This window comes from Psychrobacter sp. ANT_WB68, from assembly GCF_008369115.1.
GTDB lineage: Bacteria > Pseudomonadota > Gammaproteobacteria > Pseudomonadales > Moraxellaceae > Psychrobacter.
Window position 1 is genome coordinate 1 of the sequence record NZ_VOAZ01000002.1, and the last position, 20,980, is coordinate 20,980.

At 42.8% G+C, this 20,980-nt stretch carries 18 protein-coding genes and 2 tRNA genes; 10 read left to right on the forward strand and 10 right to left on the reverse strand.

Features of this window, described 5'->3' with window-relative positions; all coding sequences use genetic code 11:
* Positions 1 to 293: 293 nt before the first annotated feature.
* From FQ084_RS13445 to FQ084_RS05255, 6 genes are all read left to right on the forward strand, one after another.
* On the forward strand, positions 294 to 542 hold the full coding sequence (locus tag FQ084_RS13445) for a DUF3644 domain-containing protein (RefSeq protein WP_149489608.1): 249 nt from the start codon (positions 294 to 296) through the stop codon (positions 540 to 542).
* 8 nt (positions 543 to 550) lie between these two features.
* Positions 551 to 658, forward strand: coding sequence for a DUF3644 domain-containing protein (locus FQ084_RS13450; protein WP_149490183.1), 108 nt, complete (start codon positions 551 to 553; stop codon positions 656 to 658).
* Positions 659 to 711: 53 nt separating this feature from the next.
* Positions 712 to 1,380, forward strand: coding sequence for a hypothetical protein (locus tag FQ084_RS05240; RefSeq protein ID WP_149489609.1), 669 nt, complete (start codon positions 712 to 714; stop codon positions 1,378 to 1,380).
* Positions 1,381 to 1,545: 165 nt separating this feature from the next.
* Positions 1,546 to 1,956, forward strand: a complete 411-nt coding sequence (locus FQ084_RS05245) for an OsmC family protein (RefSeq protein WP_149489610.1) — start codon at positions 1,546 to 1,548, stop codon at positions 1,954 to 1,956.
* Positions 1,957 to 2,024: 68 nt separating this feature from the next.
* Positions 2,025 to 2,489, forward strand: coding sequence for a flavodoxin family protein (locus tag FQ084_RS05250; protein ID WP_149489611.1), 465 nt, complete (start codon positions 2,025 to 2,027; stop codon positions 2,487 to 2,489).
* A 63-nt stretch (positions 2,490 to 2,552) separates the two neighbouring features.
* Complete coding sequence (locus FQ084_RS05255) at positions 2,553 to 3,188, forward strand: DUF938 domain-containing protein (protein WP_149489612.1); 636 nt, start codon at positions 2,553 to 2,555, stop codon at positions 3,186 to 3,188.
* Positions 3,189 to 3,294: 106 nt separating this feature from the next.
* Here FQ084_RS05255 and FQ084_RS05260 read toward each other — a convergent pair whose 3' ends face one another.
* Positions 3,295 to 4,086, reverse strand: a complete 792-nt coding sequence (locus tag FQ084_RS05260; RefSeq protein WP_149489613.1) for a dienelactone hydrolase family protein — start codon at positions 4,084 to 4,086, stop codon at positions 3,295 to 3,297.
* 432 nt (positions 4,087 to 4,518) lie between these two features.
* Between FQ084_RS05260 and FQ084_RS05265 the strand changes: the two genes are divergently transcribed.
* On the forward strand, positions 4,519 to 6,606 hold the full coding sequence (locus FQ084_RS05265; protein WP_149489614.1) for a catalase: 2,088 nt from the start codon (positions 4,519 to 4,521) through the stop codon (positions 6,604 to 6,606).
* Positions 6,607 to 6,908: 302 nt separating this feature from the next.
* Entirely contained in the window at positions 6,909 to 7,691 is a 783-nt protein-coding gene (locus tag FQ084_RS05270; RefSeq protein WP_149489615.1) for an MBL fold metallo-hydrolase, read from the forward strand.
* A gap of 69 nt (positions 7,692 to 7,760) precedes the next feature.
* Here the strand turns inward: FQ084_RS05270 and FQ084_RS05275 are convergent.
* The 7 genes from FQ084_RS05275 to leuS form a co-directional block, all read right to left on the reverse strand.
* Positions 7,761 to 7,836 (reverse strand) — tRNA-Lys (locus FQ084_RS05275).
* Positions 7,837 to 7,988: 152 nt separating this feature from the next.
* Positions 7,989 to 8,064, reverse strand: a tRNA-Lys gene (locus FQ084_RS05280).
* A 380-nt stretch (positions 8,065 to 8,444) separates the two neighbouring features.
* Positions 8,445 to 10,439: a MacB family efflux pump subunit gene (locus tag FQ084_RS05285; protein WP_149489616.1), complete on the reverse strand. Its 1,995-nt coding sequence runs from the start codon at positions 10,437 to 10,439 to the stop codon at positions 8,445 to 8,447.
* Between the two features lie 150 nt (positions 10,440 to 10,589).
* Positions 10,590 to 11,972 (reverse strand): efflux RND transporter periplasmic adaptor subunit, encoded by a 1,383-nt coding sequence (locus tag FQ084_RS05290; RefSeq protein WP_149489617.1) that lies wholly within the window; start codon positions 11,970 to 11,972, stop codon positions 10,590 to 10,592.
* A gap of 170 nt (positions 11,973 to 12,142) precedes the next feature.
* Positions 12,143 to 13,255 (reverse strand): DNA polymerase III subunit delta, encoded by a 1,113-nt coding sequence (locus FQ084_RS05295; RefSeq protein WP_149489618.1) that lies wholly within the window; start codon positions 13,253 to 13,255, stop codon positions 12,143 to 12,145.
* A 132-nt stretch (positions 13,256 to 13,387) separates the two neighbouring features.
* Positions 13,388 to 14,107 carry a hypothetical protein gene (locus FQ084_RS05300; protein ID WP_262880671.1) on the reverse strand — a complete coding sequence of 240 codons (720 nt, stop codon included), beginning with the start codon at positions 14,105 to 14,107 and terminating at the stop codon, positions 13,388 to 13,390.
* A gap of 142 nt (positions 14,108 to 14,249) precedes the next feature.
* On the reverse strand, positions 14,250 to 16,949 hold the full coding sequence (leuS, locus tag FQ084_RS05305; RefSeq protein ID WP_410477329.1) for a leucine--tRNA ligase: 2,700 nt from the start codon (positions 16,947 to 16,949) through the stop codon (positions 14,250 to 14,252).
* 280 nt (positions 16,950 to 17,229) lie between these two features.
* On the opposite strand from leuS, the gene FQ084_RS05310 reads away from it, so the two are divergent.
* Positions 17,230 to 17,607: a Spx/MgsR family RNA polymerase-binding regulatory protein gene (locus FQ084_RS05310; RefSeq protein ID WP_149489619.1), complete on the forward strand. Its 378-nt coding sequence runs from the start codon at positions 17,230 to 17,232 to the stop codon at positions 17,605 to 17,607.
* Positions 17,608 to 17,698: 91 nt separating this feature from the next.
* On the forward strand, positions 17,699 to 18,058 hold the full coding sequence (locus FQ084_RS05315; protein ID WP_149489620.1) for a hypothetical protein: 360 nt from the start codon (positions 17,699 to 17,701) through the stop codon (positions 18,056 to 18,058).
* Between the two features lie 89 nt (positions 18,059 to 18,147).
* On the opposite strand, the gene argB is transcribed toward FQ084_RS05315, so the two are convergent.
* Positions 18,148 to 19,059 carry an acetylglutamate kinase gene (argB, locus tag FQ084_RS05320; protein ID WP_149489621.1) on the reverse strand — a complete coding sequence of 304 codons (912 nt, stop codon included), beginning with the start codon at positions 19,057 to 19,059 and terminating at the stop codon, positions 18,148 to 18,150.
* 106 nt (positions 19,060 to 19,165) lie between these two features.
* Positions 19,166 to 20,908 (reverse strand): phosphomannomutase, encoded by a 1,743-nt coding sequence (locus FQ084_RS05325; protein ID WP_149489622.1) that lies wholly within the window; start codon positions 20,906 to 20,908, stop codon positions 19,166 to 19,168.
* Positions 20,909 to 20,980 lie beyond the last annotated feature (72 nt).

Consider the following 20,980-nt stretch of genomic DNA (forward strand, 5'->3'; position numbering starts at 1 on the left):
GTGAAACATCATTGCGCCAATGGTAGTGTGGCTCCGGCCATGTGAGAGTAGGTCATCGTCAGCTCTCTATTCTTAAAGCTAAACCCCCTTGCACTTTGTGTAAGGGGGTTTTCTTTGTCTGCGGATTTGGGTTTTAAGGGCAAACTCTCTTATTTGAGCTTGGTGAGCTTTATATCATAATATTTATCTCTTAAAACAATTCATCATAAAAATTATATTGTTATATTACTGGCTTGCAATACTTATATTTTACTTAAAAAATATTGAATTATTACCTGTATTAAGGAAGAGAATTGAAATTACGTAAAAGAAAGACTAAATCTATTCTCGATGCTTCAATTGATTCAGCCCTCTTAGCAGTTGAAATTTATAATAAACCGAGAACTACTTTTCGTAGTGAAGGTTTTATCACTATGATGATAATGGCGTGGACTAGATTATTTCATGCTTATTTTAATATAAAGATAGGTGATAGATACTATCACAAGAAGAAGAATGGTCATTATGATACAGTTATGGTGAAAAAAAGGCATGGGAGTTAGCTACATGTATTAAAGAGTATGATGGAAAGCTTGCTTCTGGAGTAGAATCGAATCTCAATTTTTTTATTAAGCTTAGAAATAAGATTGAACATCGACACATTGAAAAAGAGAGGTAGATACTCTTATATTTGGCGAGTGCCAATCTTTATTATTCAACTATGAAAGCCAGTTGATTGAATTTTTTGGTAGTTCTTATTCAATAAATGAAGCATTAGTATATAGCCTTCAGTTCTCTCAAATACGTTCACAACAACAAGAACAAGCGAATAGATCTGCATTATCAAAAGATTTATCGGAAATAGTAGCTTTTGTTCAAAAATATAGAAATACGTTAGATGATGATACGTACAATTCTATCGAATATAGTATTAAGCTTATACAAATTCCTAAAATTTCTAATACTAACAGAGCTGATGCAGCCATAGAGTTTGTAAAATGGGATGCCTTTAGCGATGAAGATATAGCTGCATACGAAAAGCTTAACGTAATTATCAAAGATAAAACTATAAAAATAGAAGCTGTAAATGTTGGTAAGTTAAAACCTTCAGAGGTTGTTAGAAAAGTTAATGAATTATTGAGTGGCAAGTCCATAACACAAAGTTTGCATACTACTTTATACAAAGTATTTGCTGTTAGACCAGCTAAAGGTTCAGAAGACCCTTTCAATACACAGGCAGAATTCTGTCTTTATGATGAACTACATGATGACTATGTTTATCAAGATGCTTGGGTCTCGTTCCTGACACATTTTATGCAAATTACAGATTTGGATGCACCTCAACTTAGACAAAAAGAGCGAAATGGAGAGCAGCTAGTTGTAGATGAGCATCGTGTCTAACAGATGTATGTTTTTGGATTGATTTCCCGCTTTTTAAGCAGTCAATACCTAAAGACTTTGTTTAAAAGTTTCTACACTAACTCCTTAGATACTGATTACCTAATCTAAAAATCTTGAAAGAGCTGAATTTCAACAAATATAACTATTAAAGAGAACAAGACCACTATGACAACCTCAAAAGTAACTTATCAAGGCGACCTACGCACTACTGCTATTCATCTACAATCTAATAATGAAATTATTACTGATGCACCGACTGACAATCAAGGTAAGGGCGAAGCATTTTCACCGACTGATTTATTAGCGACGAGCTTAGCTAGTTGCATGTTAACGATTATTGGTATCAAAGCTCGCGATATGGAAATCGATATTGCAAGAACTACGGCTGAAGTGACGAAAGTGATGGCAGCTGATCCAAGACGCGTCAGTGAAGTACATGTCGCGATTACTTTTAATCAAGAGTTAGATGACAAAACGCAAAAGATATTCTATAACACCGCACTCACGTGTCCGGTTGCTAAAAGCATTCATCCTGATATTATTCAAAAAGTGACTATCAATTCTAAGAGCTATTAATTCTAAGAGCTATTGATTCCAAGAATTACTAATTCCAAAAACTAGTAACCTCTATCATGGTGATTGATATGACTAGCAAAACCTTACTTATCGTCGCGCATGCACCGTCGCCTAATACCAAAAAATTAGCCCAAGCGGCTTATAACGGTGCTAATCATCCTAACTTAGATATCAATGTCATATTAAAGTCCCCACAGGACACCCAGCCTGAAGATGTATTAGCAGCAGATGCGCTATTACTAGGGACGACTGAGAATTTGGCCTATATGGCAGGACTGACCAAAGATTTTTTTGATCGCTGTTACTACCCTGTGTTAGAGAAGAAGCAGGGCATGCCATTTGCATTATATATTCGAGCAGGTCATGATGGTACGGGCACTAAGCTTGCTATAAAGACGATTACGACAGGATTACGTTGGGAATGGATTCAAGAAGCATTAATATTGCAAGGTGATTGGCAAGAGGCATTTACCGAGCAAGTCGAAGAGCTGGCGATGACTTTAGCAGCTGGGGTAGAAGCAGGAATTTATTAACCCTAGGTGTTTCGCTATTATTAATATCGAGATATCAATGATATAAAATTTAGGATGTTAATAATGCATAATAATACTGATTCTATTTCTGCTGCATTACCCTTTTCTCAAGCGTGTGAAAATAATAAGCAGCCGATATTGGAAGTTTTACAGCAAGAGTTGCAAGACTTTACTCATGTATTAGAAGTGGGTTCAGGGACGGGTCAGCATAGTGTATATTTTGCACCGAGATTGACGCATTTAAATTGGCAGACCAGTGATGTATTCGCGCATCATGCTACCATCAATGCTTGGCATGGTGCTTATCCTGCGCCTAATTTATATGCGCCGCTCACTTTTGATGTATCGTGTGATTCGGTACCAATAAACAAGGCTGTCGATGCGCCTTACGATGCAGTATTTACTGCCAATACTTTGCATATTATGTCGTGGTCTTTGGTGGAAAAATTATTTGAGTTAGTGGGTCATGCTTTACCTATCAATGGAAAGTTGATCATTTATGGACCGTTTAACGAAAACGAACATTACACCAGCGCCGGTAATCAGCAGTTTGATATCAGCCTCAGACAACGCGACCCAAAGAGCGGTATTCGTCATTTAGAAGACATAATAGCTTTGGCAAAGAGGCATCATCTAAACCTATCTGATAAGTATGCAATGCCATCTAATAATCAGCTATTGGTGTTCCAAAAATACTAAATCAGCGAAAATTTAGAACAAAAAAGACCTCTTAATCAAAATCTTATACGATCGATTGAGAGGTCTTTTTGTGTAGAGCTGCTAATATTTTTTGCATACAGTCAAATTATTTATAGGCTTCTGCTAAAAAATCTAAATAACGCTGCCAAGAACGCTCATCAGCACGAGCGTTATATCTATCGCTGCCGAACACGCTAAAGGCATGTGGCGCGCCACTATAAGTCACCATCTCATGCGGCACTTTTGCCGCTTCTAATGTCTTGCCCAAAGTAGCAAAGCTCTCTAAGGATACAGAATCATCAGCAGAGCCGTGGAAAACTAAGATCTCGCCAGTCGTTTTGTCATAACTTTGACCCGTTGGGATATCAAAGGCTCCATGGAAAGGTACAAATGCTTTTTGCGGGAATCCTGAGCGTGCTAGCTCTAGAGCAACCGTACCACCAAAACAATAGCCCATCGTAACGCCTTCACGGACATTATTACCTTGTTGTTGTCCTGCATTCAGTGCCCCTTGCAGTAAGCGGCGCATTTTACTGCGATCGTTATATAAGTCTCCAGTTAAGCGTTTATTGTCCTCAATGTTCGTCGGGCGGATGCCTTGCCCAAACATATCAGCAGCCAATACATTATAGCCTTGCTCCGCTAACATATCAGCGCGTTTGCGCTCATAGTCCGTGAGTCCATCCCAATCATGAATGAGTAAGATAAAAGGCGCATTGGCTTTGTCGGCTTTGGCGTAATAGCCTTCATAGGGTTGATTGTCTACCGTATAAGTGACATTTTTAGTGGTAATCGCAGTGGCGGTTTGGCTGAAAATTAATGCCATCAAGCCTAAAGAGGCGCTAGACAAAAACCTTGCGTTATAACACTTAGGTAAATCAGTAAAAATGGATATCATGGGTAGCCTCATTATGTCAGTGAAAAACAACACACATTAGAGTTAAAAACCTATCCATCTCTTTAACTAATAATAAATAGATTCTTATAAAGAATACGATAAAGAATAACTATATAACAACCCTATATTGTTAAAAATAATAGACTTGAAACGATTTTCAATGCTCATTAATGATTACCTTGCTTAACCAAATATCAACACGCTTAACTATATAGTTGACATACCTGCCTAAGATTTTTGAGTAAGATAATTATTGAGCTCAGCATTGCTATCTCAAGAGTGCTTGAGTCAATTTTTATCCTTAATCGTGCTACACGCAGAAAATTAAACGACATGTGAAGTCAAAACTATCTCCAAGGATATAAAAACTGTGTTAGCACCTATTTAATGGGCTATCTATAGCCCATTTTTACTCATTATCTAGGATATTTTATGAATAATAATATCGATCATACCGACCCCGCTAAAGACATGAATACTGAACGCGGCAATGGCGGTGAAACTCACCAACGTGCTAATGGCGACACTAAAGCCATGACAACCCAGCAAGGCGTTGTCATTTCGGACAATCAAAACTCCCTTAAGATTGGCGCTCGTGGCCCGACGATATTAGAAGATTTTGTCTTACGCGAAAAGATTAATCACTTTGACCATGAGCGTATTCCAGAACGTATCGTCCATGCACGTGGTAGTGCCGCCCATGGTTATTTCGAGCTGACCGAATCGTTAGAAGAATTTACCACCGCTAAGATTTTAACCGAAACAGGCAAACAGACACCGTTATTTGCCCGTTTTTCTACGGTTGCTGGTAATAAAGGCTCAAAAGATACACCGCGTGATGTGCGTGGTTTTGCGGTGAAAATTTATACTGAAGAAGGTAATTGGGATATCGTTGGTAATAATATGCCGATTTTCTTTATTCAAGATGCGATGAAATTCCCTGACTTGGTTCATGCGGTTAAACCAGAGCCTGATCGTGGCTTCCCGCAAGCGGCTTCTGCCCATGATACCTTTTGGGATTTTGTCTCGCTTAGCCCTGAGACCATGCACAATGTCATTTGGCTAATGAGTGATCGTGCTTTGCCTCGTAGTTTGGGGATGATGGAAGGCTTCGGTATCCATAGCTATCGCTTTATTAATAAAGATGGTAAAAGCACCTTTGTACGCTTCCATTGGAAGCCAGTACTAGGCGTACAGTCGACCACATGGGATGAAGCGGTTAAAATCTCTGGCGCGGATCCTGATTATCATCGCCGAGATTTATTTGAATCGATTAATAATGGTGACTATCCCGAGTGGGAATTTGGCGTACAGCTATTTACTGAAGAAGAAGCCAATGCGTTTCCGTTTGATCACTTAGATGCGACTAAACTGATTCCAGAAGAGATGGTGCCGGTACGCATCGTGGGTAAAATGGTGTTAAATCGCTATCCGGATAACTTCTTTGCCGAAACGGAACAAGTGGCGTTCTGTCCATCGCATCTGCCACCGGGCATCGACTTTAGTAACGACCCTTTATTACAAGGCCGTCTATTTAGTTATTTGGATACGCAGCTGTCGCGTTTGGGCTCACCGAATTTTGCGCAAATTCCAATTAACGCGCCAAAATGTCCGTTTGCTAACAATCAGCAAGACGGTCATATGCAAATGCAAGTGCCAAAAACTCGCGTGTTATATGAACCACAAAGTCTTGATCCAACAAGGCCACGCGAAAGTGTTAAGAAAGGCTTTGAGTCGTTCCATGAGCAGCTAGATGATGGCGTCAAAGGTCGTGTGCGCGCTGAAAGCTTTGCGGACCATTATAGCCAGCCGCGCATGTTCTACCTTAGCCAAACGCCAACTGAGCAAGCACATATTGCTTCAGCATATGCCTTTGAGCTTGGCAAAGTAGATACGGCGCATGTACGTACGCGTATGCTCGGGCATTTACGTAATATTGATGAAGACTTGGCAAAACGTGTCGCAACAGCATTGGGTATGGACTTGCCAGCAGCGGCAGAGTCTGCAGCGCCGATACAAGATATGGCGACTTCTGAGAAGTTACAAACGATTGGCTTGACGCCTAAAACCCTAAAAAGTCGCTTAATTGGCATTTTAGTCGCCGAAGGCTCAAAACACAGTGAGATTAAGAAGTTTGAAGAGGCCGCGAAAGCAGAGGGCGCTCGGGTGAAAATCGTAGCGCCAAGTAAAGAGGTAATCTTAGACGACGATACTCGCATACAAGCCGATGAGCGCGTTGCAGGTGGTCCGTCAGTAATGTTTGACGCGGTGGTCAGTATCATTATGCCTGAGCAAGCAAAGAAGCTGGCTGAAGACAGCGCTACCCTTGATTGGTTTACGGACGCCTACGCGCACTGTAAAGCCATTGCTTATTGTGGGGCAACCGATGAGTTTATCTTAAGTAAATTACCAATCGAGAAAGATGCTTTTGTCACACCACTGGCGGAATTGGATACCTTTATCGAAAATGCCAAATCTCGCTTGTGGGAACGTGAGCCAAAAGTCCGTGACTTGGCATAACGCTTTATAAAAGCTATCTATCGAGAAAGTTAGCTATTTTCATTTAAATGATTAAAAAAAACTCAGCTTAAGGGCTGGGTTTTTTTGTTTATGAACGAAGTGTAAAAGCCAATAAATGGTTGATAAACGCCTAAATACTAAAGCTTAGCCACAAGCGTTCACTGAATATCATTCATAAACCAATACTGAGCGTTATAATGACAAATCATATTGCTTAGAGCGTGTTGAAGGACGGCTGCGCTTTTATATATAAATGTTTATAAATAGCTAGGCTAAAGACTATATCAAAATAAAGGAATATTATGAGTTTAATAGATATCGTTGCCATAGAGGGATATATTCAGACAACGTATATGGCGGTTTATCCTGACAAGTTGCTATTGTTAGATTCAGGATGTCGCTGTGATGTAGATAAAGTTTTAGCATATATTACCGATAATCTAAAACGTCCGGTCGAGCAACTTAAGACAGTCATGGTCACGCATATGCATCCTGATCATGCTGGCGGCGCTGAACTTTTGAAACAAAAAACAGGCTGTCAAATCGTCACCGCTATGTCTAAAAAGCCTTGGTATCATGGTGTTTCGGGCAGAGTCGCTCATCTGAATGATTTGGGATTGACTTATTATGTGGCCAATCGACAAGGTAAGTCGGTTACCAATGTCTGGTACAATCCCATTCTAAAAGCAGATGTCAACGTTCAGGATGGTGACCCTGTGCCAAACTTTGAAGATTGGATCGTCTTGGACACACCAGGGCATACCGATCGGGACTTGTCTTTATGGCATCCGCCAAGCAAGCAGGCGTATACCGCCGATTTGATATTAATCATCAAAAATAGATTTGTCTCGCCTTATTTAATTACCTTGCCTGACGCTTACCGTGCATCATTGGCCAAGGTGAAAGCACTGCAACCAGATACTTTATTACTGGCACATGATAAAAGGGTTAAGCTCAGTGATGAAGACTTTGAGCGATTGATAGAACAGACACCGAATGAACCACGAGAAACCACGCTAAAAAATGGTTTTAAACTCATGCTTGCACAGGTTAAGTTTGCGCGCAAAAGAGTGAATACGCCTTAGTGAAATAAGTATTAAATAATATCGGCCAAAAAAAAGCCCAATCATTAAATGATTGGGCTTTCCTAAATATGGTGGGCCGACCGCGACTCGAACGCGGGACCAATTGATTAAAAGTCAACTGCTCTACCAACTGAGCTATCGGCCCTGAAGAGTGTATAAAAAAGCACTGCTTTTTTAACTCTGCAAGAGAATTTACATTTTCGTAAATTCTATAAAGCGTTCTAAAAGAAAGCTTCTTAAAACTTATTACGCTACTACCGGATAGGGTAGCATACATGATAAGGATAATACTAAATATGGTGGGCCGACCGCGACTCGAACGCGGGACCAATTGATTAAAAGTCAACTGCTCTACCAACTGAGCTATCGGCCCTGAGAAGCGTTAAAAAATTGCAGGACAATTTTAGCTTCGCAAGATAAATTTCCTTAAAGGGAAATTTATTAAAACCAGACATCTAAAAAATGTCTTAAAGCTTCATTTCTTTAGCTATTCATGAATCAATATCAAAAGAGACAATAAGCTTGTTTACTCGTTTAGATTATTTGTATCTCTAAACGTGAGAGCACATTATATATATTATTAAGACAATTACAACCCCGAATGTTAAAAAAAGTGCAAATCCATGTGAATTAATCCTATTTTTTTAAATTTAAGGCTTAATGGGTTTCGAAACACGCTAAAATCCTATCAAAGACGTACTTTTGACCGTTAGTTTTGAGCAGTTGGTCTTGAACGTTGTGTTCAAAATTCTTTTAATCCCTAGAAAGCGCTTCTACTGGATCTAACTTGGCGGCGTTGCGTGCCGGTAAAAAGCCAAAAACAACCCCAATAAGCGTTGAGCAGACAAAGGCGGCGATAATAGAGGTTGATGAGTAGATGACTTTGAAACTATCGCCGCCGACACGGTTAATCAGCTCACCAATCGCAAATGCCATGCCTATACCCAATAGTCCGCCTAAAATACAGACCAAAACGGCTTCAATCAGAAACTGCTGCATGATATCGCTTTGACGCGCACCGACGGCCATACGTACGCCAATCTCATTAGTGCGCTCGGTCACGGATACCAGCATGATGTTCATGACGCCAATACCGCCAACGATTAAAGAGATAATGGCGATGGATGAAATCAATAATGTCATGGCTGCCGTGGTTGATTCAATCGTCTGGCGAATGGAGTCGGAGTTACGTATGCGAAAATCATCGGTACCATGACGGCTTTTCATCAGCTCAGATATGGCAGACTCAGCGGCAGAAGAGGATATATTGTTGTCAATCAGCGCGACAAAGCTCTCAATATAGGCACTGCCTATCAGCCGCGACATCATAGTGGTGTAGGGCATATATAAAGTCGGCGAATCTGCGCCTCTACTAAAGCCGCTATCGTTCGGCTCTAATACCCCAATCACGCGCCCAGGAACGCTACCGATCAGTAATACCTCGCCAATCGGATTGGCATTGTCAGGAAAAAAAGTTTTATTGGCATTATTATCAATAATGATATCTTGGGTACGGCGCAGAATACTCTGTTCATCAAAGCCTTGACCTAGTGCCAGCTTCTCACCGCTCACATCGAGATAGTCTTTACCAACGCCACTGATACTGGCAGCTTCTTGAATGTTACGATAGCGCACGTTCATATTGCTATTGAGCTGCGGGCTGACACTGAGCACATAGGGTTGGTCAGCGACCGCTTGGGCGTCTTGTGGGGTTAAATTATCATCGTTGTACTGACGCCTAGGGTCACCGTAAGGGTAACCGTCAGTGACAGTAATGGTATTGGTACCTAAGGAGCTAATATTGGACAGTATCTGCTCTTGTGAGCCTTTACCCAAACCGACGACCGATACCACGGAAGCAATACCAATGATAATCCCTAACATCGTCAATAACGTGCGCATTTTATGCGCACGCATAGCAAGTAAAGACATCTTAAAGGCTTCAAATAGACGGTCGATAAAACTGCTAAAGGCACTTTTACGGTGTTTGTCTATCATAGCTGCTGGCTGTGCTTCTGGGCGCTGATAATCTTCATTTTTATAGTCGGCAATGATATAACCGTCTTTGATTTCAATCACGCGCTCAGCTTGGGCAGCAAGCCCCGGGTCATGGGTGACCATTATTATAGTATGACCTTGCGCGTTTAAGTCTTTGAGGATTTGTACGACGTCTTTACCTGATTTACTATCTAGGGCACCTGTTGGCTCATCGGCTAGGATGATATCGCCACCATTCATCAGCGCCCTTGCGATAGACACACGCTGCTGCTGTCCACCCGATAGCTGGCTTGGGCGATTATTAACTTTGTCCGCCAGTCCTAAATCTGACAATAGTTTTTCGGCACGGTCATTACGTGCTTGCCCGTCCATCCCAGCATAGACTGCTGGTACAGAAACGTTGTCACGGGCATTAATGTCGCCCAATAGATGATAGCGCTGAAAAATAAAACCAAAGTGCTCACGGCGTAGTTTTGCCAGCTCATCCGCATCTAGGCGGCTGACCGATTGACCAAATATCTTATAGTCGCCGGCAGTCGCTTGGTCTAAGCAACCCAAGATATTCATCAAGGTCGATTTTCCCGAGCCTGATTGCCCAATGATAGCCACCATTTCGCCTTGATTGATGGTCAGGTTGATATCATGCAAGACGCGAATGGTCTGCTCGCCAGCTTTGAACTCTCTAATCAGTCCTTTGACTTCCATCAAAGGCGTAGCGGTGGCATTAGAAGTCGGGTCTTGGTTACTCATTTGCTATCCTGCTTATATCAAATCAATATCAACGCTCGTTTTTTGCTATCATCGATTCAACGTAGGTTTTAGAGTTTTAAATTTCGAGCCTTTTAAAATTCAATAGTCTCAACGCTTCAACATCGTTAATCTTACGATGATAACCTCATATTAAAATGGTCGACCGCCTCTGCCACCCATGCCACCTCTGCCGCCCTTACTGCCAATATTAGGTCCTTCTTCGCTTAAGATAACCTCATCGCCTTTTTTGAGACCGCTCAAAATTTCCGCATTGACACGATTATTGATACCGACTTTGACGGTTTGTTCAACAACTTCACCATCAGCTTTAAGCACACGCACCGTTGCCATGGTTGCACTAGAATCGCTATCCAGCTTATTTGCAGTGGTAGACTCTGGTTTAGAGCCCTTAGGTTTTCTAGATTTGCCGGCAGGCTGCAGGGCAGCAGAGGGGATAAGCAGCGCGTCTTTTGCTTGATTAATGACGATATAAACTTGCGCGGTCATATCGATACGAAAGCGGCGCTCGGTATTGGGTACTTCGATATAACCAACATAATAAATGGCCGCATCGGTAGAGCTAGTATCACTGATTTTCTCAGGAGCGGGTTCAATCGCTTTGAGGGTCGCATCATATTTTTGATCGGGATTACCGATGATATTAAAATAGACTGGCAAGCCTGCTTTAACGTTAATGACATCGGCTTCAGAGATTTGCGCATTGATACGCACGGTGGATAAATCGGCTAAAGTCACAATGGTTGGCGCAGTTTGGTTGGCGTTGACCGTCGTACCTTGCTCAGTGGTCACCGATACCACCGTCCCTGACATCGGCGCACGAATGGTGGTGTAACTTAAGTCTTCCTGCGCGGTGCTGACGTTGGTTTGAGATTTGCGCAACGCGGCTTGCTGGCTATTGATATTCGCTTCGGTGGTAGCAATCGCCGCTTTTGCCGTCTCAATAGCAGCGCGAGCATTGGCGACAGATGCTTGAGCGGTGGCAACCTTTGTTGCTTGCGTATCATAATCTTGCTGCGATATCGCATCGATAGCCAGTAAGCCTTGCAAGCGTGAGAAGTCTGTTTGCGCTTGTTTCAACTCAGCTTGACGGCTGGCAAGATCCGCTTGCGCACTTTTTAGACTTGCCTGACGGCTTAGCGACTCGGCACGGGCGCTTTGTAGCGCCGCTTCACTTTGCTCAAGGCTTGCTTGCTCATTGCTTAAACTATTCTTTTGGGTGACTTGATCAATCTGTGCAATTAAATCGCCTTTTTTTACTTCATCGCCGACGTCAACAAACAGCCGCGTCACCTCACCAGATACCTGCGCGCCAACATCGACGGTATTTAACGCTTTTACTTTACCGGATGCCATGACGTTATTTTCGATATCGCCAATCTCAGCCGTCGCTGTTAGATAGTTGGGTGTGGTTTCTTTTGGCTTCAAGGTTTTGTAGGCTAAAAACCCTAAAGCGATGATGACGAGGGCAATAACGCCCCATTTAATAGCAGACTTCTTGCTCATTTTGCGCATGACAACAATCCAATCACAGTTAAATCAAGTGTAGCTATGATAGAGGCTTGGTGGACAAAAGGGAATGGCAATTAGTTTGCGAAACGTTAAGAGGGAAAATAAAGCATCAAAGAATGAACAAAAAAATAACCCTAGATAGAGGGTTAAATAAAAACGCGATGCATTATTCGTCATGAGTTGTTTGCGATGATTGATGGCGTTTTAAACAAACGTCGCCCTGAGAGCTCAAGCGCTGCTTGCAATAACAACTCCCACGCTGGCTGGCGCACTAAGCCTTTAATTGCTTGGTCACATTTATAAAGTAGGGCAGGCCAAGCTGCTATTTGTGCCTTTGATTGGCGGCGACAGGCTTGCTGATATAAGCCTTGCTTGCTACGCCAAATGCCAAGCGCTTGCGGGTCTTGCCCATCCATCAATAGCATGATTTGCCGCATGTCTTTACTTATTGCCCATAAAACCAAGGTTGTTGGCTCGTCAGTCGCTTTAAGCTGAAAAATGATTTTGGCGACTTGGGCGCTATTGCCAGCAAGCATCGCATCGGACAAATCAAACACGCTAAACTGCGCATCGCTGACCAATGCTGCTTGTAGATCATTAATATCTAATGCCACATTTGTCAGAGGCTGGCTAGAATTGTTGTCAAAATTAGTACTATGACTATTATCATCACTGTCATTAATTGCCATCAATTGTGGAGCAAATAAATACGATAACCGCCATAAGGTTTGATACGCACTGAGCAGATGATGTTCGGTATGCGACATCAGCAGCTGCCAAGCTTCTTGCGATAATGTTAAACCAAATTGCTGAGCTTGTATCTGCAATAACTGCTGACGTTGCTGCTCATTATACAAATTGCAATCGATGACATGACCATAGTACGCAAATGGCGCAAACCATTTATTAGTTTGCGCGCGTTTGTCTTGCTTTGGCGTCAACCATAATAAGCTATGGCTATGCGCCCCTGTTTGCGCATCGACGGCAAAACGTTCTAGCTCGGTGATAACCGCTTTATCAGGTTTATGGTTGCCGGTGACAATTAAGGCGCTAGCATCATCGAATAAAGACTGACTGCCAAGCTCTGATAATACTTCCTGCCAACTATTTACTGACACCAGCTCGATGCGCTTAATGGCGTAATTCTGCGCCCGCCAATGTGGGCGCAGCGCATCGATGAGCCATTGACTGAGTAATGGCTCGTCACCATGCGCCAGCCACAAGCCTGGTACTGCCACTGAGGGTTGTAGTATTTTTGGATAGGCTTGTATGAAGGTAGCTTGCATAGGCGAAGAAGGACACAAGGTTATGAATAGGAGGTTAAAACTGCCTTTATTTAAAACAGTAATTCAAATGAAAGGCAGCTTTAATAAGAATGTTTTTAAAAACTTGATTTTTAAAAATAAAAAACAGCAATATTAAGAACTCGGTACGATAACGGCGGTAGATACTGAGCCTTTACCATTTTGAGTAGCCGGTTTTACGCTATTAGGGGCGATTTTAGGCAGCGCAATCGCTACATATTGGTCAGTGATACGGCGCGCTAGGCTGTCGTAAAGCCAATCGCGAATTTGTTCGCCCTGCTGATCATCGGTACTCACTGATGCCTCATTATATTGATAGCTACGCTCAACTTGGATAGGGTTGGTCAGTGTCACCGGCTTGCCGTTTTCGACACTTTGATAGCTGACATCAGCTGACATTACCAAGCGAATTTCTGTTAATACACCGACCAATTCATAACGCTTAAAACGGACGTTGTTAACCGTAATGGCAGCGATGGTTTCTGCACCTACTTTTTGGTTATTACTGGCAACATCCGCCAAGGTCATATTATCAATCACATCAACGCCCAATGCCTGTAGACGTTTTGTGAGTGGTAACTTCAATGGAAATGAGGTGCGATTGTCTTCGATAATTATCGCTGTTTTAGCGACATCAAATAACATCGGTGCATCATAGCCGCGTAGCTGAAAGCCGCAACCACTGAGACTGGCACCCGCTCCCAAAACTGCGAACATTGGCAAGGCAGTCAGTAGCGCTGTTGCTAGTTTTTGGACACCTGATTTATGAGTCATGGTGCTTTTTTCGTCTGATTCTGCTTGATGTGACTGTCCAGCTGAGTGCTTATACGACATAATCGCTATCCTTATTTTGATAAGAAGACCTAAAACGCAATTGCTAAGAATGCTGGGTTTAAAAACACTAGGTTTGAAAACGCTGCATTTAAAAGCGCAACGTCTAAAAACCCAGTATTTGAAAACGTAACGTTGAAAAGGTCTAGCCTGCAACCACAATATTAACCAGTTTATTCGGTACGACGATTTCTTTTTTAATCTCGCCAGTAAGGAATTTTGCCACGCCTTCAAGCGCTTTTGCTTGGGCTTTTAGCTGCTCAGGGTCGCTATTAGGGGCGACATCCATTTTACCGCGCATTTTACCGTTAACCTGCACCACCATAGTAATCATGTCTTGCACTAAAGCGCTTGCATCGACTTCTGGGTAGCTTAGAGTCACGGTATCCATTCCTAGTTGCTCAAGCAAATGCTCACCAATGTGCGGCGCGTATACGGATAGGATAATCAATAAATCAATCAATGCTTCATGTTGTACTTGCAGATCTTGCTCACTGCTAGCTTTAAAGTTACTTAACTCATTGGCAAGTTCCATTAAGCTAGAAACTGGCGTATTGAGTGCTAAGCGTTTGCCCAAATCACTATCAATTTTGCCGATGGTTTCATGGGTCTTACGGCGTAAAGCTTTTGCTTCTTTGCTTAAGTTATCCGTATTTAAGGCATCATTATTTAGCTGCTCAAGGCTTAAATTGGCATCAGCTAATGCTTGCATATGCTCGGTCGCAATACGCCAAACTTTTTTAACAAAGTTATAAGGACCTTTTAGCGCATCGTCTGACCATTCTAGCGTTTGGTCGGCAGGGGCTGTAAATAGGGTATAAAGACGAACGGTATCCGCACCATATTTATCAATGGTAATTTGTGGATCAACGCCATTATTTTTTGACTTCGACATTTTCTCGATTTTGCCAATCGTCACTGGCTGCCCATCTGATTTTAAGATGGCTTTGATTGGCTGACCACGCTCGTTATAGTCGATATCAATATCTTCAGTAAAGTAATAGGTCGTACTGCCATCGGCATTGACGCGGTAGAACGTACCAGCAAGTACCATACCTTGGGTCATCAAATTGGCAAAAGGCTCATCACCTGATACTAAGTTTTCGTCACGCATTAGCTTATGGAAGAAGCGCGCATAAAGTAGATGCATTACGGCATGCTCGACACCGCCGATATACTGGTCAACCGGCAACCATTTATTAGCGGCCGATTTATTGACCATATTGGTCGTATCATGTGGGCTAGCAAAGCGCGCATAGTACCAGCTTGATTCAACAAAGGTATCAAAGGTATCGGTTTCGCGCTCAGCAGGATTGCCACATTTAGGACAAGTGGTATTCACAAATTCTGGAATATTTTTTAATGGGTTGCCGCGACCGTCAGGGACGACGTCAGTTGGTAAAACCACTGGTAAATCTTGTTCTTCAACTGGCACAGTACCGCAATGCTCACAGTTGACCATTGGGATAGGGCAGCCCCAATAGCGCTGGCGTGAGACACCCCAATCACGTAGACGATATTGGATTTTTTTCTTCGCAAGCGCTTGCGGCTCAAGCTTAGCAAGCATGGCTTCAAACGCTTGCTCGAAATCTAGGCCATCAAACTCACCTGAATTGACTAAGGTATTGCGCTCGGTATAAGCGCGATTGTCATTACCTTCTTCAGCGTTATCAAAATAGCCAGCAGGGATATCAATCACTTGCTTAATGGGCAAATTGTACTTAGTTGCAAACTCATAATCACGTTCATCATGGGCTGGTACTGCCATGACCGCGCCTGAGCCATAGCTCATGAGCACATAGTTGGCAACCCATACTGGCACTTCTTCGCCAGTGAGTGGATGGGTGACGGTAAGACCTGTATCCATACCAATCTTTTCAGCTTTAGCTAAGTCCGCTTCAGCAACCGAACCTTTTTTGCACAGGGCGCAGAATTGAGCAATTACTTCATCTTTTTCAGACGCGTATTGTGCCAATGGATGCTCAGCGGCAACGGCGACATAGGTGACGCCCATCAAGGTATCTGGACGGGTAGTGAACACATCTAAGGTACTGGTTTCGCCAGCAAGCTCATAAGGGAAATGAACTTCCATACCGGCACTACGGCCAATCCAGTTGCGCTGCATGGTCAGTACTTCAGAGGGCCAGTGACCTTCTAACTGGTCTAAATCATCAAGCAGCTCATCGGCATAATCGGTGATGTTAAAGTAATACATTGGAATATCGCGCTTTTCGACCGCCGCGCCACTACGCCAGCCTTTACCGTCAATGACTTGCTCATTGGCTAATACGGTGTTGTCGACTGGATCCCAGTTGACGGTGGCAAGTTTTTTATAAACCAAGCCTTTTTTATATAACTGTAAAAACAACCACTGTTCCCACTGATAATACTCAGGGCTACAAGTAGCAAATTCACGTGACCAGTCAATAGACAAACCAAGCAGTTTTAGCTGCGCGCGCATGCTATCAATATTAGCAAACGTCCATTCAGCGGGAGGTGTTTGATTGGCAATTGCGGCGTTTTCAGCTGGTAAGCCAAAACCATCCCAACCCATTGGTTGCATGACTTCGTAGCCCTTGAGGCGATAATAACGGCTCAGGACGTCGGAGATCGTATAGTTACGCACGTGACCCATATGCAGTTTACCGCTTGGGTAAGGGAACATCGATAGCATATAACGGCTTGGCTTATCGCTTGGCTCATTGCTCACTTCAAAGCGCTTATCCGTTGCCCATTTGGCTTGCTGCGCGGCTTCGATGAGTTGCGGCTGATACTGGGCGTTGTCGATAGAAGTATTATTGGTATGGGTAGTATTAGCAGTTTCTGCTGTCACGGCGTTGCTCATAGTTGGCTCGGAATAGGTTGTTACAGATAAATTGGATAAAATTTTACAATGCCATAGCATAGCGTAATTTGGCGAAAATTGCGACGATATGATAGAGGGTTTGCTCACTGTAAAGGCGATAAATTTACCCTGTGAATACGCTTAGGGATGTTTCACCCTCATAAAGAAAACGCTGATATGCTCAGATATAGCTGTCTACTTAGATATAATAGTGCGCGTTAGGTATAATAATTTGCTCAAGTGTAATAAGTAAAATAATGATAATGGATTTGGAGTTTTTATGAGCATCACTATTTACGGTATCAAATCTTGTAGCACCATTAAAAAGGTTTTTAATAAACTTGATGAGCTCGGCGTCAGCTATGACTTTCATGATTATAAAAAGCAGCGTATCGATAAAGAGAGCGTTCAACGTTGGGTTAACGAGCTTGGTATCGATAAAGTGCTGAATAAGCGCGGAACAACATGGCGCAAGCTCACCGATGAGCAGAAGCAAGCTGCTGACGATAACGTCAATAACGCCATTGATTTGCTTATAGAAAATACCAGTATGATTAAACGTCCGATAGTAGAAGGTAAGCTAGCAGATAAAAATAACGGTCAGCCGATCCTGTTATGCGGTTTTGATGAAGCTGAGTTTGATACAATTTTTTCATAGATAAATAGCTAATTTCGTCTACTATAAATTATGTAATGGTTATTGAAATTAAGTTTGCTAGCTCATGATGTTCAAGGACGAGGATAGGGTTATGAAAAAATTAATATTGATAGCGGCGTTTGCGGTAGCGCCTTTATTAACGGCCACCGCACAAGCTGCTGATACATCAACCAAGATTACCTTTGCTAAAGACAGCTATTGTGGCAATTTTAGTGGCAATCTCAAAAACGGCAAAGTATTTCGTTTATGGTTACTGCCCGATCAAAACTTAGTGATTCGTAACGTCGGTGACGACCAAATTAGTGTCGCTTATGTCTCAGGACCAAATGGTCGCTTAAACGGCGATCGCTACGAAAATGAAAACTCTTATATCACCCAGCGCAAAGGCAATCACCATATGAAGGTGTATGGTAATAGTAGCCATAGTAACGTGGAGTTTTGCGCTTATTAAACTAGTCTAAATCAAAAATCTTTGCATAAAAAAGCCCGAACTTAGATGTTAAGCTCGGGCTTTTTTATGCAAAGAATCGTCAGAGCTTGCTAGCTCATTGACGAATCCAAATCACGGCTAATCAAAGTACCGACGCCTTCGTTGGTAAAAATCTCTAACAGCGTGGCATGCGGCACACGACCATCGACAATAACTGCGCTTTTTACCCCGCTACGCACCGCATCAAGTGCGCATTGAATCTTAGGAATCATACCGCCTGAGATAATGCCGTCTTCAATCAAACCATCGACTGTCTTTGGCGTCAATCCTGTCACGACTTCACCGTCACGACCTAAGACCCCTTTGATATTAGTGAGTAGCATGAGCTTTTCTGCTTGCAAAAATTCTGCAACTTTACCCGCGACCAAATCTGCGTTGATATTATAAGTGTTACCTTCCTCATCGACGCCAAGAGGGGCGATAACAGGAATGAAATCAGAGGCAATCAGCATATTGATCACGTCTTTATTGACGCTGACCACATCACCGACGAAGCCTAAATCGACGGGTACCGCAACACCATCTGCGCCGATTTTTTCCATCATTAATTTCTTGGCTAGGATTAAATTAGCATCTTTACCAGTCAGACCAATGGCGCGTCCACCGTGCTTATTGATTAAGCTGACGATGGATTTATTGACGCTACCGCCCAATACCATCTCAACAATATCCATCGTGCTTTTGTCAGTCACGCGCATACCATCGATACGATCGGATTGACGACCGAGTTCTTTTAACAGATTATCCACTTGTGGACCACCGCCATGTACGACCACCGGATGTATACCAACGGTCTTTAATAAGACGATATCACGGGCAAATGAGCTTTCAAGCGCAGGGTCAGTCATGGCATTGCCGCCGTATTTGACTACAATGAGCTTATCAACAAAGCGTTGAATATAAGGCAGCGCCGTGGTTAATACTTCAGCAGTAATTTTGGCTTCATCCAAATTAAGCGTCATGACAAGCTCCTAAAAGACGGTGTTAAGCGGTCGGTTAATTGAGGGTTTCTGTTGCTTTCTTGCATTCTCTCATAAAATAAATGGCGAATAATTATTTAAATAATACCTACTCAGCAACAATAGCCAGTATTTGCGTCGCTAAATGTTCGTTAAATGGGCGGCATAAAGCGGCGAACCTCGTTTGAATTTCGATAAGGTCGTCGATGCTATCACCGGCGAAGCGCACAGTCAGATTTTGACTGGTATTTGATTGCCGTAATACGCCAAACCCGTGGGCAAAATCTAAGCGTACCCCATCGATACAGCTGAGCTTTGTGCCCACTGGCAATAACGCTTGCGCCTGCTCTAACGTTATATATTGGCTTTTAGCCGAACAAGTACAAAATGAGGGTGCACAGGCAATGATGGATTGCGGGTCAGGCTGTGTGCTAGATACAGTTGATGCTACTGATCTTGTCGACGTTGCATCGACCAATTGCTGTAAGTACTGACAGAATCTTGCCAGTTGCTGCACGATTGAGCAGTCACTTACAAGCGTCTCTGGCAGCGGCAGATAATGGTCAGCCGTACTAACGATAACCGGTAAACCATCAATGATGTCAGCTAGGTTTGTCGTACGCTCTGGATTAGCTAGTTGTGGTTTTGCCAGCCAATGTAGCAGTCTTAATGCGGCATACATGGCGTCATCATAAGGAATAAAGCGGCTATCATTAAAAATAAAATGACCAGATAATTCACCAGCAAAGATAATTTGACTATCAGAATGCTGTATTTTTTGCCGCATTAGGCTGCTGCCTGTTTTGCTAATCACCGGGGTTGCGCCAAGTTCAGTAATGAGCTTTGGCAGATGATGACAGCACTTAATATCAAAAAGCACTTTAGCATTTAATAAAGAGGCATTTAGCGATTGAGGGCGCTGATTGACCGCTACTGTTGCCAACAGATAAAGCAGATGGTCAGGCGTGACGACTTTGCCATTATTATCCACCACCATTAACCGATCGCCATCACCATCAAAGGCGATACCTATATCTGCCTGATTGAAAAGCACATTGTGCTGCAACTGCTTAAGTCGCTGCGGCTCAGTCGGGTCAGGATTGCCGGAAGGAAAGTCACCGTTTGGTGTGTCATTAAGCATGATGACTTGCTGGCAAAAATGCGCAAATAAAGGCTGGGCAATATTACTGGTCGCGCCATGCATACAATCAATAACGACCAACAAATCAAGTTTGCAAGCGGGTATTTGGCTCTCTGCTGGGTTCTGACTATTATGTTGATAAATTTGCTTAAAAGCTTGCGTAATGGCGTCGATATAAGCGCTTGTGACTCGGCTAACAGGTAAATGCTGTTGTTTATGATGAATGGGCCTATCAATGAGGCTTAAAGACTGGTGTTGAGCACTATTAATAGCTAGCTGCTGATAGAGCACTTGAATGTCTAAGCTGCTCGGAGAGGTATGGTTGAATAGCCACTTGACCCCTAAAATGTCTTTAGCTGAATGACTGGCCGTCGCGATAATGCCATGCCCCTGATATTGCTCGGCCCAAAAAACCATCATGGGCGTGGTCACTAGACCCAGTTGGATGACTTGCATGCCTTGCTGGGACAAAATGTCAGCGAGTGATTGTGCAATGGTATCGCTACCACAGCGCACATCATAACCAATGACGATGATGGTTTTTTTGTTAGTGCTTTGGCTATGTTTTTCGTTATTAGTTTTTTGCTGAACTTGATAAAGATGAGCAAAGGCGCGCCCCAATGCGTGAATAAAGTCATTGGTAAAATACTGGCGCGAACCACGAATATCATAAGCACGAAATAAGGATTGCTGCGTAGCAAAAGACGGCATCGCTTACTCTCCTTATTGTCGTGATAAATGGGGTAATGGTGAATAAAAAATAAATCGCTGATAGTTGTTTAT

Coding starts and splice junctions, on each gene's coding strand:
- FQ084_RS05245 (WP_149489610.1), top strand. CDS start 1,546: ATGACAACCTCAAAAGTAACTTATCAAGGCGACCTACGCACTACTGCT.
- FQ084_RS05250 (WP_149489611.1), top strand. CDS start 2,025: ATGACTAGCAAAACCTTACTTATCGTCGCGCATGCACCGTCGCCTAAT.
- FQ084_RS05255 (WP_149489612.1), top strand. CDS start 2,553: ATGCATAATAATACTGATTCTATTTCTGCTGCATTACCCTTTTCTCAA.
- FQ084_RS05260 (WP_149489613.1), bottom strand. CDS start 4,086: ATGATATCCATTTTTACTGATTTACCTAAGTGTTATAACGCAAGGTTT.
- FQ084_RS05265 (WP_149489614.1), top strand. CDS start 4,519: ATGAATAATAATATCGATCATACCGACCCCGCTAAAGACATGAATACT.
- FQ084_RS05270 (WP_149489615.1), top strand. CDS start 6,909: ATGAGTTTAATAGATATCGTTGCCATAGAGGGATATATTCAGACAACG.
- FQ084_RS05285 (WP_149489616.1), bottom strand. CDS start 10,439: ATGAGTAACCAAGACCCGACTTCTAATGCCACCGCTACGCCTTTGATG.
- FQ084_RS05290 (WP_149489617.1), bottom strand. CDS start 11,972: ATGCGCAAAATGAGCAAGAAGTCTGCTATTAAATGGGGCGTTATTGCC.
- FQ084_RS05295 (WP_149489618.1), bottom strand. CDS start 13,255: ATGCAAGCTACCTTCATACAAGCCTATCCAAAAATACTACAACCCTCA.
- FQ084_RS05300 (WP_262880671.1), bottom strand. CDS start 14,107: ATGTCGTATAAGCACTCAGCTGGACAGTCACATCAAGCAGAATCAGAC.
- leuS (WP_410477329.1), bottom strand. CDS start 16,949: ATGAGCAACGCCGTGACAGCAGAAACTGCTAATACTACCCATACCAAT.
- FQ084_RS05310 (WP_149489619.1), top strand. CDS start 17,230: ATGAGCATCACTATTTACGGTATCAAATCTTGTAGCACCATTAAAAAG.
- FQ084_RS05315 (WP_149489620.1), top strand. CDS start 17,699: ATGAAAAAATTAATATTGATAGCGGCGTTTGCGGTAGCGCCTTTATTA.
- argB (WP_149489621.1), bottom strand. CDS start 19,059: ATGACGCTTAATTTGGATGAAGCCAAAATTACTGCTGAAGTATTAACC.
- FQ084_RS05325 (WP_149489622.1), bottom strand. CDS start 20,908: ATGCCGTCTTTTGCTACGCAGCAATCCTTATTTCGTGCTTATGATATT.